Origin of the sequence: Tissierella praeacuta (assembly GCF_040396155.1) — a bacterium.
Taxonomy (GTDB): Bacteria; Bacillota; Clostridia; order Tissierellales; family Tissierellaceae; genus Tissierella; species Tissierella praeacuta_A.
The window spans coordinates 1-17049 of sequence record NZ_JBEBOY010000050.1 but is presented as its reverse complement, the minus strand read 5'-3'; the positions used below and the strand labels follow the sequence as shown (position 1 = coordinate 17049).

At 29.6% G+C, this 17049-nt stretch carries 16 protein-coding genes; 2 read left to right on the top strand and 14 right to left on the bottom strand.

Annotation, left to right across the window (positions count from 1 at the left end):
• Positions 1-622: 622 nt before the first annotated feature.
• Positions 623-1435, bottom strand: a complete 813-nt coding sequence (locus ABWP20_RS16315; RefSeq protein WP_353097247.1) for an alpha/beta fold hydrolase — start codon at positions 1433-1435, stop codon at positions 623-625.
• Between the two features lie 254 nt (positions 1436-1689).
• Here ABWP20_RS16315 and ABWP20_RS16310 point away from each other — a divergent pair, with 254 nt between their 5' ends.
• Complete coding sequence (locus tag ABWP20_RS16310) at positions 1690-1836, top strand: hypothetical protein (protein WP_353097245.1); 147 nt, start codon at positions 1690-1692, stop codon at positions 1834-1836.
• Positions 1837-2462: 626 nt separating this feature from the next.
• On the opposite strand, the gene ABWP20_RS16305 is transcribed toward ABWP20_RS16310, so the two are convergent.
• The 10 genes from ABWP20_RS16305 to ABWP20_RS16260 all read right to left on the bottom strand — a co-directional run bounded on the left by ABWP20_RS16305 (position 2463) and on the right by ABWP20_RS16260 (position 11254).
• The gene (locus ABWP20_RS16305; protein WP_353097243.1) at positions 2463-3191 is read right to left on the bottom strand and encodes a rhodanese-like domain-containing protein; all 729 of its coding nucleotides are present in this window, start codon (positions 3189-3191) and stop codon (positions 2463-2465) included.
• A gap of 158 nt (positions 3192-3349) precedes the next feature.
• On the bottom strand, positions 3350-4180 hold the full coding sequence (locus tag ABWP20_RS16300) for a P-loop NTPase (RefSeq protein WP_353097241.1): 831 nt from the start codon (positions 4178-4180) through the stop codon (positions 3350-3352).
• Positions 4181-4234: 54 nt separating this feature from the next.
• A complete protein-coding gene (locus ABWP20_RS16295; protein WP_353097239.1) occupies positions 4235-4705 on the bottom strand; it encodes an HAD family hydrolase in 471 nt (156 codons plus the stop codon).
• 19 nt (positions 4706-4724) lie between these two features.
• A complete protein-coding gene (locus ABWP20_RS16290; protein WP_353097237.1) occupies positions 4725-5468 on the bottom strand; it encodes a phosphate ABC transporter ATP-binding protein in 744 nt (247 codons plus the stop codon).
• Complete coding sequence (locus ABWP20_RS16285; RefSeq protein ID WP_353097235.1) at positions 5469-6305, bottom strand: PstA family ABC transporter permease; 837 nt, start codon at positions 6303-6305, stop codon at positions 5469-5471. It lies immediately after the preceding gene.
• An 18-nt stretch (positions 6306-6323) separates the two neighbouring features.
• On the bottom strand, positions 6324-7184 hold the full coding sequence (gene pstC / locus ABWP20_RS16280; protein WP_353097233.1) for a phosphate ABC transporter permease subunit PstC: 861 nt from the start codon (positions 7182-7184) through the stop codon (positions 6324-6326).
• A gap of 41 nt (positions 7185-7225) precedes the next feature.
• Positions 7226-8131: a phosphate ABC transporter substrate-binding protein gene (locus ABWP20_RS16275; protein ID WP_353097231.1), complete on the bottom strand. Its 906-nt coding sequence runs from the start codon at positions 8129-8131 to the stop codon at positions 7226-7228.
• A 260-nt stretch (positions 8132-8391) separates the two neighbouring features.
• The gene (locus ABWP20_RS16270) at positions 8392-9555 is read right to left on the bottom strand and encodes a baeRF6 domain-containing protein (protein WP_353097229.1); all 1164 of its coding nucleotides are present in this window, start codon (positions 9553-9555) and stop codon (positions 8392-8394) included.
• A gap of 170 nt (positions 9556-9725) precedes the next feature.
• Entirely contained in the window at positions 9726-10232 is a 507-nt protein-coding gene (locus ABWP20_RS16265) for a GNAT family N-acetyltransferase (RefSeq protein ID WP_353097227.1), read from the bottom strand.
• Between the two features lie 41 nt (positions 10233-10273).
• Positions 10274-11254 (bottom strand): D-cysteine desulfhydrase family protein, encoded by a 981-nt coding sequence (locus tag ABWP20_RS16260; protein ID WP_353097225.1) that lies wholly within the window; start codon positions 11252-11254, stop codon positions 10274-10276.
• Between the two features lie 337 nt (positions 11255-11591).
• Between ABWP20_RS16260 and ABWP20_RS16255 the strand changes: the two genes are divergently transcribed.
• A complete protein-coding gene (locus ABWP20_RS16255; protein WP_353097223.1) occupies positions 11592-13061 on the top strand; it encodes a methyl-accepting chemotaxis protein in 1470 nt (489 codons plus the stop codon).
• A gap of 66 nt (positions 13062-13127) precedes the next feature.
• On the opposite strand, the gene lplA is transcribed toward ABWP20_RS16255, so the two are convergent.
• Genes lplA through ABWP20_RS16240 form a run of 3 tightly spaced genes read right to left on the bottom strand, consistent with a single transcriptional unit; the run spans position 13128 to position 16989 of the window.
• Positions 13128-14120 carry a lipoate--protein ligase gene (gene lplA, locus ABWP20_RS16250; protein WP_353097222.1) on the bottom strand — a complete coding sequence of 331 codons (993 nt, stop codon included), beginning with the start codon at positions 14118-14120 and terminating at the stop codon, positions 13128-13130.
• Between the two features lie 27 nt (positions 14121-14147).
• Positions 14148-15779, bottom strand: coding sequence for an MBL fold metallo-hydrolase RNA specificity domain-containing protein (locus ABWP20_RS16245; RefSeq protein ID WP_353097221.1), 1632 nt, complete (start codon positions 15777-15779; stop codon positions 14148-14150).
• 25 nt (positions 15780-15804) lie between these two features.
• Positions 15805-16989, bottom strand: a complete 1185-nt coding sequence (locus tag ABWP20_RS16240; RefSeq protein WP_353097219.1) for an NAD(P)/FAD-dependent oxidoreductase — start codon at positions 16987-16989, stop codon at positions 15805-15807.
• Positions 16990-17049: the final 60 nt, after the last annotated feature.

Below are 17049 nucleotides of genomic sequence, written 5' to 3'. Positions count from 1 at the left end.
TGAAATATTGAGAGTGTAGCATCATTATTGAATTGTGATGAATAATTCAGGTTTACATATCTTTATAGCAGATTATGGATTTTCAGATATTATATTATTTAGATTTCGAAGAATATCAATTATATTTCATACCATGCTTATATTTTACATTTTCATTTTTTATTCCTTTATCTTATTGTTGACAGTTCTTTTAATATTCTCTTAATTTAATCTATAAACATAGCATTTATTAAAATAGTAATTAACACTTTATCTATATATTTCATATTCTATTATTAGACCCCTTATTTTCATCTAAATAAAATTCAAAGTGGAGGTGCTATCATGGCAGACTTATTGGGTAGAAGAGATTGTGATAATAATGATTCTTTACTATTCTTTTTCTTACTTCTAGTAATTATTTTCTGTAACTGTGATAACATGTTTGGCGGAAGATGCTAAATCCCCAAACTAATCAATATTTATCCTCAATTCTTCATATGAGATAAAAAGCCTAAGGAAGCTAATCCTTAGGCTTTTTTATTTTTTAGCATATTTTATTTATTTTCTTATTATAAGTTTTTAATATAACATAAAATTTATATAATAAAAACTATAATTATTAAATTTCATACTGAAAACTTTATTCTTCAATAAATTTCATCAACTCTTCATTAAATTCATCTTTCTGATCATAAAATGAGCCATGACCGCTATATTGAAATGGTACAAGCTTTGAGTTTTTAATGTATCGTTCTTGCACTTCACCTAATTGGAATGGAACTACTTTATCATGGATACCATGAATGATTAATGTTGGAACATTTATTGTACTTAAATCATAGAATAGTTCTTCATTTAACCAAGTATTTGCAATGGCAGCAGTTGACCATCCTGCCGCTTGTAGTCCTAATTGTAAAAACCAACTAGAAAATGGTTCTGTTATATGCTGAAAGAAAAATATATTTCCAAAATTACTTAACATTTGAGGCCGATCATCATATGTACCCCGTATAATTTCAATTACAGTTTCTTTATCTAAACCATATGGAAAGTTAGGACGTTTAATAAGACTAGGAGCCGCTGCAGCAAAAAGGGCAAGTTTAGATACTCCGTATCCATTATATCTAGCCATATATCTAATAGCAATTGCTCCACCTGTTGAATGTCCTGCCAATACAAAATCTTGTAACTCAAGTGTTTCAATTACGGTTCTAACGTCATCAGCTAACTGATCATAATCATATCCTCTCCATGGTCTATCTGATTTACCAAATCCTCTTTGATCGATTCCAATACATCTATATCCATTTTTAGGAAGATGGTCAAACTGATATTCAAATAATTCATGACTTCCAGGCCATCCATGTAAAAAAACAATTGTCTTGCAACCTTCTGGATTAAGGTCTTCTACATAAACTTTTACATTCGCTTCTACACTAATATAATATCCCATCAAAATACCCCCTATAATTAAACGGCTATATTGACATGTTATTCATCTAATTAAAAGTTTATGAATGATTAAACTAATTTTTAAACACTCTCTTATTTGATCTATAAGAGTACTATTCTTATCTAAAATACTCATGTATTATAGAACTTTTATTCGCTCTATCTCCTATGCAAATACAATAATTAACATTTTAATACTATATTTCATATTATATTTGTGAGAGTACTTAATTAAACTGAATTGGAGGTGTTATTATGGATGAATTAGTAGGTGGCAGAATAGAATCTCGCAGAGAAGAATGTTACGGTGGAGAGGATTCTTTATTATTCTTCTTTTTACTCTTAGTAGTTATTTTCTGTAGTTGCGATGGCTTATTTGGTGGTTCAGGCAGAAGATGTTAGATTATTTCATGTTAATCGGGGCTAGTCCCCGATTCTTCTCTCTATTGATAGAGTTAATTTAATTTTTCCCATAGATTTTTTTAAGTTCTATGTTTTCTTTACATTTAAAAATCATTATATTCCTTTAAAATAATAATTAACACTTTATCACTATCTTTCATATTCTATATTAGACCCTTTACTTTCACCTAAATAATACTAAATGGGAGGTGCTTTTATGGGCGGCTTATTCGGTGGCAGAGGAGATTGTAAAAGAGGATGCATGGATACTTCTTTATTATTCTTCTTTCTAATATTAGTAATTATTTTCTGTAACTGTGATTTCTTTTAGTTCACAATGATTGAGTCGGGGTCATCCCCGATTCTTTTTGTCTTCCTTACTTATAATTTTATTTTACTTCTATCTATTAGTCATTATCTTTTCCATTCAATTTTACATAAGAGTATTTTCCATCCTATGAATCTTTTCAATTTTTATTTACAAGATTAGTTTATTTCAAATTTATTATACATACTTATACAGTAAAATATTTAATAAAACTGCATTATGCAAACTAAAATACCTTAAGATAAATTTGAAAACTTAAAAAGAGTTGTGATTACTCACAACTCTTTTTAATATAAGATTATTTTACTAATTCAAATTCAAATTCTTTTACACCTTCAATAGTATTTACTACATTTTCATAGCCAAGATCTTCTAATTGCTTTGCAACTTCTGCACTCTTAGTACCAGTATTACAATATAAAGCAATAGTCTTATCTTTTGGCAATTTATCAAGATTTGCTTCTACAGCATCAAATGGCACATTAATAGCACCTGCTATCATTCCTTCATCTGCAACTTGTTTTTCTGGTCTAACGTCTACTAATACTATATCACTATTTTCATCAATAAGCTTTTGGAAAGCAGCTCCTCTTATATCATCATAATGAACTAAATCATATTCAAATTCTTTAACACCTTGACCATTAGTTACATCTTTGAATCCGTTATTTACTAAAACATCTGCAACTTGTCCACTTTTTTTGCCTGAATTACAATAAGTTATAATTGGGAAATCCTTTAAATCTTCAAGTTCGCCAATTCTGTCTTCGAATCCTTCAACATTCATATTGATTGCATGTGGAATATGACCTTCTTTATATTCTTCTGGAGAACGTACGTCAATAATTAAAACTTTATCTTTTTCTTTTCCTGAATTTTGCTTTACAAGGTCTTCACCTGTCATTGTCTTTACTGCTGAATCCCCATCTGCTGGTTTAGCCGCATTATTTCCGCAAGCAACTGTTAATGCCATTGTTAAAATTAACACAAGTAACAATGTAATTGATTTAAAACCTTTTCTATTCATTATACTCCTCCTTATTTTAAAATACCTTTGTTTTGCCTTGTTGATTATAACATTAACAGTTGTATTTTTCAATTTATATAAGAAATATCTATTTATTATAAATCATTATAAATTTAATTAATTCTATTTTTATCCATTTTTGAACTTTTTTATTATAATTATAGTTCCTTTAATATCTCTAAAGTATTATCAAAATACCTAAACTTATAGTCTTCAATTGCACCCCTATCACATGCTGATGCAAATTCAGGATTTATTGGAATCTTTGTAAGTATATTAAGTCCATGTTCATTTACAATTTCATCAATATGACTTTCACCAAATACTTTGATTTCCTTTTCACAATCAGGGCATTGTAGATATGACATATTTTCAACTAATCCAATAATTGGAACATTCATCATTTCTGCCATCTTAACCGCCTTAGATACTATCATAGAAACTAATTCTTGAGGTGATGTTACTATAACGATTCCATCAATGGGAATAGATTGAAATACTGTAAGCGGAACATCTCCAGTTCCTGGTGGCATATCGACAAACATATAATCTACATCTCCCCAGATTACATCTGTCCAAAACTGTTTAACAGCACTAGCTATTACTGGTCCTCTCCAAACTACAGGATCTGTATCATTCTCTGTTAATAAATTAATAGACATTACCTTAATACCTGTTTTACTTTTCACTGGGAACCAGCCTAAATTATTTGCCATGGCTTTGTCTGTTATCCCAAAAGCCTTAGGTATAGATGGTCCAGTAATATCTGCATCTAATATAGCAGTGTTATATCCTTTTTGACCCATAGTCACGGCTAGAATAGAGGTAACTAATGACTTACCTACTCCTCCTTTACCGCTTACAACACCAATAACCTTTTTTATATTGCTTCCCTCATGTGCCTTTTCTAGAAAATTAACTGAATCATCTTTTCTATCAGTGCAGTTTTCATTGCAACTACTACAATTTTGATTACAATTTTCGCTCATCTTTACTCTCCCCTACTACTTTTAAATTTTCTATAATATTATAAGAAACTATTTTTAATTTCTTAATGTTGCCTTTATCATATTCCTATTAAGTAATATTGTCAATGCTTCAATAATGGACCTAGTCGCTATATCTGCTTTAGCTAAAAGTTTTCCTGAAGTACCCTCTTCTTCTATTATAGCCAGTGATAAAACTGATTCTTCAAACATCGGAATATCATTAAATCCATTTCCTAAACATATGGTCCTGTCTCCACCTAAATCCTTTACTATTTCTTTTTTTGATTGTCCCGCATTCTCCTTTGGAAAAGTTAATACCTTTCCATTGATACCTATACATTCTTTTTCAACAGTTCCATATGTATCAGCTGTTAATATATATATATTTACATACTCCGATAATTTATTTATCAACTCCATTGCCCCATTAATTAATTTTCCATTCACTGCTATGGTACCATTATAATCAAAGACTATATTTTGTACCTCTATATTATCTCTTCCTGGTATTTCATATATTAACAAATCTATCCCTCCACCTAAATTATCCATAAATTCCTTCTAAATATTCTCTTGTTCTATTGTCCTTTGGATTAGAAAATACTTCTTTAGTATCTCCATATTCAACTAGCTCACCATTTAAGATAAATGCTGTATAATCAGATATTCTTCTAGCCTGAGATAAATTATGAGTTACTATTATTATAGTATATTCCTTAGAAAGTTTAAGTAACATTTCCTCTATAATAGCAGTATTTTTTATATCTAATGCTGAGCATGGCTCATCTAATAATAGTACTTCTGGATTTACAGTTAATGCCCTTGCTATGGAAAGTCTTTGCTGCTGTCCACCGGATAATTTCATAGCTGACAAATTTAATTCATTATTTATTTCTTCAAAAAGTCCTACTCTTTTTAAATTATATTCTACTATGTTTTGCAACTCTTTTTTATCCTTAATTCCATAATATATAGGCGCATAAACCATATTCTTATATATCGATAAGGGAAAAGGTGTTGGTTTCTGGAATACCATACCAATCATTTTTCTTATACTATCCTTCTTATACTCTTTGATATTTTTATCTTTAAAGATAATTTCTCCAGTATATTTGCCCCCTTGTTCTTCTAACATTAAATTTAAAGCCATAAGAAATGTAGACTTTCCACAACCAGAAGGTCCAATAATAGCCGTTATCTTGTTTTTTGCAAAATTCATAGACAAATTTCTTAATATTAGTTTATTATCATAGCTAACATTTAAACCATTCACCTTTATTATTTCCATTTATTTATATTCCTTTCTATTCTTGTTTAAAATCAATGAAAAAATATTAATTATAAGTAATAGTATAATAAGTATAGCAGCAGTCCCATATGCTTTTTCCAATGATATTCCCTCGCCTGTCAATATATAAAGATGAAAAGGAAGTGCCATAACTGGAGAAAATATGGACTTTGGTATAGGCGCAAATATCACAACACCTGTTAAGATTATTGGTGCCGTAGCTCCCATAGCAAATCCTCCAGCTAAAAGAATGGCTGAAGTAATATCTTCTCTGCACATTGGTAATATCAATTTAAATATAGTATAAAATTTCGATACTCCCAAAGCATATGAAGCACTAACAATATTAAAATCTATCTCTTTCATTATCTTTTCAACTCTAACTTCAATGTATGGAAATATCATAATCCCCAGTGTTATACTGGCAGTTAGAAGAGATCTATTAACTTTAAGATACATTATTAATAATGTATAACCAAACATCCCTAAAATAATAGAGGGAATACCTGCCATACATTGTATTATTAAATGAATTATATCACTTACTCTTTTATTCTCACAATAAAAAACTGTATAAATAGATGTTGCTATTGCCAAAAAAGATGCAAAAATACACGACAATAGCATTAACAATAAGCTGCCAACAATAGCTGGAAATATTCCACCTTCTGAACCTAATGGTATACCTTTTGGATTAGCGGAAATGAATTCTAAATTAATAGATCCTAGTCCTTTTCTTAATATATATCCTAAAATAAATATAGTAACTCCAACTACAATAATAGTACTCACTGTAATCCATAATTTAAATAGACTATCTTCAATTTTTTCCTTCATAGTATCTCAACCTTTATTTTATATTATTTTTCTTTTTATTACATAGAGAATAATATTAATAATAATTAAAATCATCATAAGCACAAACCCTGAAGCATAAAGTGCATGATAATGCAAACTGCCTACTTCTGCCATTCCCATCTCAAGAGCAATTAAAGATGGAATTGTTTGACATTTTCCCAATAATTTAGGCATTATTGGAGCATTACCTATTACCATCATTACAGCCATGGTTTCTCCCATGCCTCTAGATAAAGCCAATACTGCAGAAGCTAATATACTCCTTTTACTATTGGGTAGGATTACTTTTCGAATCATATAAGATTTAGAAACTCCCAGTGCATTTGAATATGTAGAGTATTCATTATAAATTTTTTCCATGGACTCCTCACATGTAGAAATTATAAATGGTAACATCATAATTGAAAGGACTATTCCACCAGCTAATACAGACTCCCCAGTAGCAAATGAAAATTTTATTTCAAAAAATTTTACAATTACTAATAAGCCAATAAAACCATGAATAACAGAAGGTATACCCGCCAACACATCAATAGTAATCCTAACTATTTTCTTTATTTTATTATTAGTATAATTTGACAAAACAATAGCATTACCTACACCTATGGGTAATGCAATAACTATTCCTATTATTGATACATATATAGTACCTAATATTGTAGGATATATTGATAGTTTGTCTGGAGAATTTAAGGGATTCCATTTCCTTCCTAGTATAAAATCTAATATAGAGACCTCTTTAAAAAACACAATACTTTCTCTTAAAATAAATAATACAATAAAAGAAAGTATAAACAAAGATAATATTGTAAGAAAACATACTATGGATTTAAAAATTTTGTTTTCTAATTCCTTCACTAAAATCACCTCAAAAAAATAGGGGCTTAAAGCCCCTGATATTAGTTAGTTGGTACAAATCCCATTTTTGCAATAATTTCTGAACCTTTATCCGATAAAACAAAATCCATAAATGCTTGTTGTTCAGGTGTTAACTCTCCTTTTTTTACTGCAATAAGAGGTCTTGAAACCTTATATGAGCCATTTACTATATTATCTTCTGTTGGCTCTATTCCATCAACCTTTAAAGGTATAAGTTTTCCTGCATTTTGATTTACCATACCAAAGGAAGCATATCCTATTGCATCTTTATTTTCTATGATCTTTGCAACTAAAGCACCCATTGAAGGAGATTGAATAGCATCTTCTCTTACTTGTACATCTCCCATTATACTCTTTTGGAACACTTCGTGAGCTCCACCACCTAAATCTCTAATAACAACTACTATTTCTTTATGTTCAAGACTTGGATCTAGCTCATCCCAGTATTTATATTCTCCTGAAAAAATCTTCATAATTTCTTCAGTGCTTAAACTATCTTTTAATTTAACTAATGGATTCTCTGGATTAATAGAAATAGTTAAAGCATCTATGCCTAAAACAAAGTCTTTCATATCGCCTATTTTTTCTTTTTCTTCATCCTTTATTTCTCTAGCTAACATACCAAAATCACTAGTTCCTTCTATTACTGACTTAACACCAGATCCAGAACCACCTGCTGACACATAGATGGATATGTTTTTTTCTGGAAAACTAGCATCTACTTTATCCCATGTAGTATTTGCTTCAATAAAATCCGTTGCAATCGCAGATATTACAGGTGCTAAAGTAGATGAGCCATTAAAAGTCATTTCAGCTCTAAACTCATTTTCTTCACTGTTACCTGAAGTAACATCCTTATTTTGGCACCCAATTAAAGATGTAACTAAAACTAATGCAATTAATAATAAGCTAACTTTTCTTTTCATGTTAACCTCCTATATGTATTAATATTAACAAAGTACATAATATAGTCTATATTCAATATTTGGCCATGTCCAATTAATTTAATCTATAATAAAGTATTCATATATAGATAATGTTAATACCATCTATTTTAATTAAACCTAGTACTTTACTTTTTCTTCCCATAAAAATATACTCCTCCTTGTCTTAAACAGCTTTTATTATTTTAACTGTCTACTACAAGGGGAGCATATCAGAAATTCATTCAGATTTATTTTATATTTTAATATCTTAGTATAGCTGCAACAGTGCCTCCATCTGGAACTTTATCTGGATCTACTACATATACTGTTCCACCTCTTGATATAGTAAGAGTAGCAGCTCGATCTATTAAATCTTCGTTTCCAATATCTTGTTCTTCATAAAAATCTACTTTGTTGTTGTCAGGATTAAATCTTCCCCATTGGTGTATTCCATTAGCAATAAACAATGTTTCGATTTGTCCATTATAAGCTTGTGATAATATTTTCTTCAGTGAATTAGACGATAACCCATTTTTCTGGCCTGAAAATTGATTGTACTTTGCTTCAGCCAATTCTTGAATCTTTAAGAATTTAGGTTCCATGATTTCCCAAGCCATCTTTTGTAAATCATCCCCATATAATATTTCTGGATTACCTTTAATAAATTCATCTACTATATTTGGATATCTACTAATTTCTTTGTATATAGGAATTAAATATTCCACTCCTGCAAGTACTAAAGGTATTTGTTCTTTTTTGTTTAATTTATTTAAAGATTCATCTATTGCACGAAAATATCTAGTTAGTTCATTTTTATCAAAATCATTTTCTACGCCTTGACCTTGACTTACAGTATTGTATACAATGGAAGAATTACTTACTGAATTTGCAGTACGGATTTGTAATTTAGTTCTGGGATCATAATCTACTTTCATATCATCTATGTTTCTAGGTGCATCTTCCATTATTATTTCCTTGACAGTTTGTCTAGAAGCTTTAAATAATCTAACTTCATTTTTACTTAATGCTAAAATATAATATATTCCATCTTCCGTAAACAAAGAAAGAAGCGGTTTAGTATAAAATTTATCTGAAATTACTACTTGATCTTTAACTTCAAACGGAAGATGATAATAATCTATTTTATCTGGAGTTATAAATATTGCAAGTCCTTCCGTTTGATTCTGCCAAAATTCTGTCTCATCAATCAGATCACTAGCTGATCGTAGAATATTTCCAACTTCGGATTTGCTTAGACCCATATTAAATAATCTATCCTCAGTTTCTCTAATGCTTTGCTTGTATCGTATTGGATTTTGTTTTATGTCTGCCCCCATACGACAGGTAGGCATATAGATTGATATACACCATTCATCTTCTGAATTCATTAATTCTTTTAGTTTTTCTTTATTTAGTATATCCATTTGTGCCTCCTTTTAAAATTTAAAAAATTATTTTGTTTTATAAGATTTCTCTTTATTAATTTACCCACTAAATAATCCGCATATGTAGGCATTTATATAGATTATTAGTCTATTTATTGAAAAATTCCCAAATGCTCAATTCACATTTGGGAATTTTTGTTTTTTTAATTTTAAAATTTATTTGCCAAGTCAATCAATGCCTGATTGTGAACTCGATATACAGTCCATTCATCCATAGGAACTGCACCAATATTCTTATAAAATTCTATGGAAGGTTCATTCCAGTCTATGCACCACCACTCAAATCTTCCACAATTTCTTTTTATAGCTAATTTAGCTAAGAATGATAAAAGTATTTTACCATATCCTTTCCCTCTCATTTCTGGTCTTACATATAAATCTTCCAAATAAATTCCTGGTCTGCCTAAAAAAGTTGAAAAGTTGTGAAAAAATAGAGCAAATCCCACTGGTTCACCATCATGTTCTCCAATAATAACCTCTGCAGATTTTCGGATAAATAGCGAATCCATAAGTATTTCTTCAGTTGCGACTACTTCATGTAGCAGTTTTTCATAGTCTGCTAATTCTTTAATGAAATTTAAAATAAGTTTTACATCTTTCTCTTCTGCAAATCTAATTTTGAAATGTTCGTTTTTAGTCGATATCAAGTTTTCCATTATTATTTTATCCCCTTTATATTATTTAATATTAACTAATCTTATACCAAACCCCTAGCAAAACTATTCCAGCCAAATATGCCTCCAGTATGAATAAATAATATATTTTCATGTTTATCTAATGTACCCTTTTTAATTTCTTCAACTAATCCATACATAGCCTTACCAGTATATACTGGATCTAAAATCACTCCTTCATCTTTAGCCAATCTATGGATAAATTCTATTTCTTCTTGTCTACTCAAAGCATATCCTTTTCCTATATATCCATCTAAGATATGTATCTCTTCATTACCTACCTGAATTTCTTCACCTGTATATTCTGATATCTCTTTAAGTAATCTAAGTATGACACTTTTAAAATATTCTTCATTATCACATACATTTACGCCATAAATTATTGCATCATTGTTTCTAATACGATTAGCATAATATAATCCTGCATAAGTACCACCAGAACCAATAGCAGTAACTATTGCATCAAATTTAATATTAAACTCATTTTCTTGTTTTAATATTTCTTCCATAGCCTTGAAATATCCTAATGAACCAATTCCGTTAGATGCTCCTTCTGGAATAATATATGCTCTATGTCCTTCCTTAGATAGTTCGTCTTTAATGCTGTTCATAATATCCATTCTGCTATTTTTATATTCTTCAGCAGTAATAAGTTTAATTTTCGCTCCCAATATCTTATCTAAAAAATAATTACCTTCTAACTCTGAATCACCATTTCCTCTAAGTACAAGGTATGAGCCTATTCCAAGCTTTGCTGCTACTGCTGCTGTAGCTCTGGCATGATTAGATTGGATACCACCGCAAGTAATTAAATAATCATAACCATTGTCTAGTGCTTCTCTTACAGCAAATTCTAATTTTCTTATTTTATTTCCAGATATTTCGCTGCCTGTTTGATCATCTCTTTTTATATAGATTTGTTTTCCTAGTTCTTGACTTAATCTTTCTAATTTTTCAATTTTAGTTGGCAGATTAGCAAGATCAATAGACTTTGGCAATTTCATAAAATCTCCCCCTAGATATTTATCTTTCTATTTAATTCTATTATACATATCAGAACTTATTTTTCCAATATATTCTACTAGATTAAACTCTTATTGTAATTAATAAATATTGACTTTAGTTCATTTATATTTTAACATATGTATGTTATAACATTAACTAGAAAATTAGTAAAAAAATGTTTATCTGTAGTATAATTGAGGTATATTCTATTTGTTCTCTAAAAGACACTATTATCTGCATTTATCTAAGAACCAAATATCTCAAAGTCAATTTTGGTTACAATTATCTAATATATAATATAAATATCCTATCAACTAATAGAAGAGGTGAATTCATATGTTTAAAAAGATCTTTCACAGATCTCACTGTGAAGAAGTAGAATGTATTATTAAATATGTAGACCATGCATTAAATGGAGAAAAAATTAATATTCCTGATGTAAAATATCCTATTCATATAGAAATTTTTGAACACTTTCAAAAATTACTTAATAATGAAAAGTTAATGTCAGAATCAACAAAACAAACCCTAAATATAATTAGTTCCTTAAGCAGCTTTGATGTTGGAATGACTCATATTTCCAATCAATTAATAGGTTTTGCTGAGGAAATGGGTGAATTAAGTGAGTCTAACCTTGCAATTGTTGAACAAACAACGGCAAGTATGAACCAAGTAAATGAGTCAATAGATGTGACTTCCGAAACTCTAGATAGTTTAGCAAAGGAATCTCAATTATTGGCTGAAAAAAATGATGAAAGTATGGGTTTATTAAAAGAAGTACAAAATTTAAAAGATAATGTTATACAAGACACTGAAACTATGAATCAAAAAATTAAACAATTAGCCAATCTTACTAATGAGATTGGTAAAATAGTAGATAGTGTGCAAGCCATAGCTGAACAAACTAACCTTTTGGCATTAAATGCTGCAATAGAAGCTGCTAGAGCTGGCGAACATGGTCGTGGTTTTTCCGTTGTAGCTCATGAAATTAGAAATCTAGCTGACGATACCAAACAAAAGCTAGATGGCATGAGGCAATTCGTAAACCATATTCACAATGCTACTACAGATGGAAAAAATAGTTTAGACAGGACCATATCCTCTACTGGACAAATGAGTGAAAAAATAGAATTAGTTTATGAAACAGTAGATAGAAATGTAACAATGCTTAATACTGTAGTTCAGGATGTAAATATAGTCAATGAATCAATGGAAGGTATAAAAATAGCTGCAAATGAAATTAATCAAGCAATGGAATCTTCTAGCTCGGATGCAGAAAGACTTAGTCAGATGACCAATAATATACATGCTGATGCTACTCAAAGTATAGAGTTTGCTAAACAGATATCACAAATAGATGAACAGCTCTCTACAATAGTCAGCCATATGTTTAAAGGCCTAAAGGGAGGAGCTAATTCACTTACAAATGAAGATTTGCTAAAAGTAATTGATAATGCTAAGGATGCTCATAAAAAATGGGTAGAAGTCCTTTATAACATGGTAGATGAATCCCACATATATCCACTCCAAACTAATTCTAAGAAATGTGCTTTTGGGCATTTTTATCATTCGATTCAAATAGACCATCCTGTTATTGCAGAGGATTGGGAAAAAATAGATAAAATTCATCATGAATTTCATTCTATAGGAGATCATGTAATAGATTCAATAAAAAAATCTGATAAAGAAACTGCTAATAAACTATATAAAGAAGCGGAAGCCCTATCAAAACAAATGATAGAACTTCTAGATAATATTAGTAAAAAGATAAAACAACTTATTGAACATAATATAAGTATTTTCTAAGTCTATTTTACTGTAATAAAAAATGCTAATAGATTTAAACCTACTAGCATTTTTATTATAGTTATATTATTGAAACATTAAATCTATAAACTCTTCTTTAGAAATATTACCAAAATACTTTTCCAAAGATTCATTTTCTATAGCTTTTAATACTTCACTTTTATCATACTTAACTTCGTTTAATTTTTCCTGAAGTAATGCTACATCTTCTGTACCAAAGAAATCTCCATAAATCTTAGTATCAGAAATCAACCCGTTTACTACATTAAACCTAATATCTATACTTCCAAAATTAAATCTTTTATAGTTTTGATAATGTGACTTTGGTGACTCCCCATAATTCCATTCCCATGTAGAATATTTTTCTTCAAATAATTTTTGAATATTATCTAAATCTTCCTTAGATAATTTATATTCTTCTGGTTCTAATCCTTCCATTCCAAATATATTTTTAAGCAGTATATCCCTAAATTCATAAATATCTATATCCTGATCTATATAGGGTTTTATATTTGTTACTCTGCTTTTTACTGATTTTACTCCCTTGGATTCAATCTTATCTTGTTTAACTCTTAGAGCATTTGATAAGATATCTAGTTCAGTATCAAATAGTAATGTTCCATGATTTAAAACTCTTTTCTTCCATACTGATTGAGCTATCCCTGAGAATTTCTTCCCATCTAAAGTAATATCATTTCTACCTGATAGTTCACAATTAATACCAAGTTTTTCTAAAGATTTAACTATTGGAATATTATATTTCTTAAAGTCGATTTTCTCCGAACCTACTGACATGGATATAATACTAAAATTAAGATTCCCTAAATCATGATATACTGCCCCTCCGCCAGTTATTCTCCTTACAACTTTAATACCCTTTTCATTTACAAAATCTTGATTCACTTCTTCAATTGTATTCTGATTTTTACCTACTATTATTGCCGGACCATTTATCCAAAGTATTACATAATCATCTTTAAGATCTAAGCTTTTAAAACAATACTCTTCAAAAGCTAAATTATATCTTGGATCATTAGAATTGTTCACTAAATATTTCATATTCTCCTCCTATATATAAAGGTTATATCATTTTCCAATCATTACATTTAAATCCATCAATCTATGTTGTATATCAATTAACTGATTCTTAATTTCATCATATTTTTGAGTCAAAATTTTATTATCAATTATCTTACTAGATTTATCTATTAATGCTTCAAATTGATTATATGCTATTCTAAATTCATTTTCAATATCAGCACGTATTATATCTGGTAATATTTCAACCTTCTGTGTTAATTCAACCTCATCACCATCAATAGTAAAACTATTTCCTATGTCAGGAATTATAGTTTCTATTCCATATAAATGCCCAATAAGAGTAGATAAAGCAATAGCTGATTCCTCTTCTCCATGGACAATAAATACTTTCTTTGGCTTTTTCTTAAATTTATTCACCCAATCAAGTAATACATTCTGATCAGCATGACCTGAAAATCCTTTTATATTGTAGATTTCTGCTCCTACATTAATTTCCTCACCGAGTATTTTTACTTGCTTTTTACCATCAAGAAGTATTCTCCCCAGTGTTCCCTCAGCTTGGTATCCAACAAACACTAAACTATTTCTTTTATCCCATAAATTATGCTTTAGATGATGCCTTATTCTTCCAGCTGTAGCCATTCCACTGGAAGATATTATTACCTTTGGAAATGTGTATTTATTTAATGCCATTGACTCCTCTTGACTTTTTATATATCTTAGATTCTCAAATTCAAAGGGATTATCTCCCTTTAATACAAGAGATCTTGCCTCTTCATTAAAACTACTGGAATTTCTCTTAAAAGCTTCCGTAGCCTCTACTGCCATAGGACTATCTATATAAATTGGAATTTTCATATACTCTTCTATTGATGGATTATACTCATAATATTTATTTAATTGATAAATAATTTCTTGAGTTCTTCCTACTGCAAAGGATGGAATAAGTACTGTTCCTTCTCTCATTACAGTTTTATTAATTATATCTATTAGATTTTCTGTACTTTCTTCAAAACTTTCATGTATAGTATCACCGTAAGTAGATTCTATAACGAGATAGTCTGCTTCATCTATATAATCTGGGTTATTGATAATAGGTCTTCCTGGCATACCTAAGTCTCCTGAAAAAACTAATTTAACTTCTTCATTTCCTTCTTTTATCCATAGCTCTACTATGGCTGACCGTAGTATATGTCCAGCATCCTTAAACCTAATTTGGATATTATCATTTATCTTTATCTTTTGGTCTACAAAATATGGTTCAAAATATTTCAAACTATTGTCTGCATTCTCTATTGTATATAATGGTTCCACAGGTGGTTTTCCTGCTCTCTGCCTTTTTCTATTTTCCCATTCCACATCTGATTCCTGTATCTTGGCACTATCTACTAACATAATCTTACATAAGTCATAAGTAGCATTGGTAGTTATTATCCTACCCCTAAAACCATCTTTCACCAGCTTCGGTATTCTTCCACTATGGTCTATATGTGCATGTGTCAATATAAGAAAGTTGATTTCCTTAGGATCATAGGGAAAATCATTGTAATTTAGTCTTTCTATTTCCTCATTTCCCTGAAACATTCCACAATCCACGAGTATATTATATTTATTAGTTTTCACAAGATAATTAGAACCAGTAACCATTTTTGCTGCACCATAAAATTTAATATCCATGAACTTACCTCCATCCTATTATCTACTATTTGAATCTATTGTCCCTCCTAATATATTCGTCTATATCCATATTTGATATAACTGCATTTCTAACAGCATTCATTTCCTTTAAATCACCAAATAAAATTGTACCAACTATTTTTCCGTTCCTAGTAAATAATTTATGATGTATATATTTTTTATCATCTTTATATTCATATATCTTATCATAATTATCTATGACTCCAGCTGAGAAAAGTTCTATCTCTCCTATTTTCAAGGTTGTAAATATCTTAGGTTGAGTATATTCTAATTCCTTACCTGCCATATTTGCCCCGGCTATTTTACCTTGTTCATTTCCGGCAGTCCAAAGCCCCAAAACCATTCCGTCTACTTCAACTACATCTCCTGCAGCATAGATATCATCTATATTTGTTTTTAAGTGTTTGTCAACTAATATACCCCTATTATGTTCTATTGCAGTATCTCTAACTAAATCTAAATTTGGTCTAATTCCTGAAGAAATCAAAATTGCATCAGATTCAATTTCTCTTTCCCCATTTAGTTTTATTCCAGTGGCTGACTCATCTCCTAATATTTCTTCTGCTTGTGAATCAAGATAAACTTTAATTCCAGACTCGGAAAGTTTCTTTTCTAATTTATTTGATATCTCTTTATCTAATTGCCTATGCAGTAAATATGGTGAATATTCTATTACATTCACTTTTTTACCTAATTCCCTTAATGCCCATGCTGCTTCAAGTCCTAAAAGTCCTCCACCAATTACTGATATATCATTACGTGAATTTATATAATTCTTTATATAGTGTAAATCTTTTAAAGTTCTTAAAGCAAATACCCCTTCTTTATATTTCCCGTTAATAGGCGGAATAAACGGACGACTTCCAGTAGCAATCAAAAGCTTCTCATAGCTTAATTCTTGTCCATCATCGAGTCTTACCTTGTTGTTTTGAATCTCAACATTTTCTACAACCTTCCTAAGAATAACCTTTATATTCTTATCTTGATACCACCTCTCTTTACTTACTAATAATTCCTCTTCTGTAAAATCTTTAGAAATACATTCAGTTAATTTTACCCTATAATAAGTAAGTGTCGGTTCATTACTTATCATTATAATAGTACCATTTTCATCATTATTTCTTATTTCCCTAGCAGCTGCAAGTCCTGTTATTCCATTACCTATAATTAAATATTTTATCTTCTCCATATTATACCTCCTCGTATAATATGTTTAGAAGCACTTTTTATTAAGTCTTCTAAGCATATT

Excerpts from the sequence above, each read along its gene's own strand:
- ABWP20_RS16255 (WP_353097223.1), top strand. The coding sequence starts at position 11,592 with ATGTTTAAAAAGATCTTTCACAGATCTCACTGTGAAGAAGTAGAATGT.
- ABWP20_RS16300 (WP_353097241.1), bottom strand. The coding sequence starts at position 4,180 with ATGAGCGAAAATTGTAATCAAAATTGTAGTAGTTGCAATGAAAACTGC.
- ABWP20_RS16260 (WP_353097225.1), bottom strand. The coding sequence starts at position 11,254 with ATGAAATTGCCAAAGTCTATTGATCTTGCTAATCTGCCAACTAAAATT.
- ABWP20_RS16315 (WP_353097247.1), bottom strand. The coding sequence starts at position 1,435 with ATGGGATATTATATTAGTGTAGAAGCGAATGTAAAAGTTTATGTAGAA.
- ABWP20_RS16240 (WP_353097219.1), bottom strand. The coding sequence starts at position 16,989 with ATGGAGAAGATAAAATATTTAATTATAGGTAATGGAATAACAGGACTT.
- ABWP20_RS16270 (WP_353097229.1), bottom strand. The coding sequence starts at position 9,555 with ATGGATATACTAAATAAAGAAAAACTAAAAGAATTAATGAATTCAGAA.
- ABWP20_RS16265 (WP_353097227.1), bottom strand. The coding sequence starts at position 10,232 with ATGGAAAACTTGATATCGACTAAAAACGAACATTTCAAAATTAGATTT.
- ABWP20_RS16285 (WP_353097235.1), bottom strand. The coding sequence starts at position 6,305 with ATGAAGGAAAAAATTGAAGATAGTCTATTTAAATTATGGATTACAGTG.
- lplA (WP_353097222.1), bottom strand. The coding sequence starts at position 14,120 with ATGAAATATTTAGTGAACAATTCTAATGATCCAAGATATAATTTAGCT.
- ABWP20_RS16275 (WP_353097231.1), bottom strand. The coding sequence starts at position 8,131 with ATGAAAAGAAAAGTTAGCTTATTATTAATTGCATTAGTTTTAGTTACA.
- ABWP20_RS16310 (WP_353097245.1), top strand. The coding sequence starts at position 1,690 with ATGGATGAATTAGTAGGTGGCAGAATAGAATCTCGCAGAGAAGAATGT.
- ABWP20_RS16245 (WP_353097221.1), bottom strand. The coding sequence starts at position 15,779 with ATGGATATTAAATTTTATGGTGCAGCAAAAATGGTTACTGGTTCTAAT.
- ABWP20_RS16305 (WP_353097243.1), bottom strand. The coding sequence starts at position 3,191 with ATGAATAGAAAAGGTTTTAAATCAATTACATTGTTACTTGTGTTAATT.
- ABWP20_RS16290 (WP_353097237.1), bottom strand. The coding sequence starts at position 5,468 with ATGGAAATAATAAAGGTGAATGGTTTAAATGTTAGCTATGATAATAAA.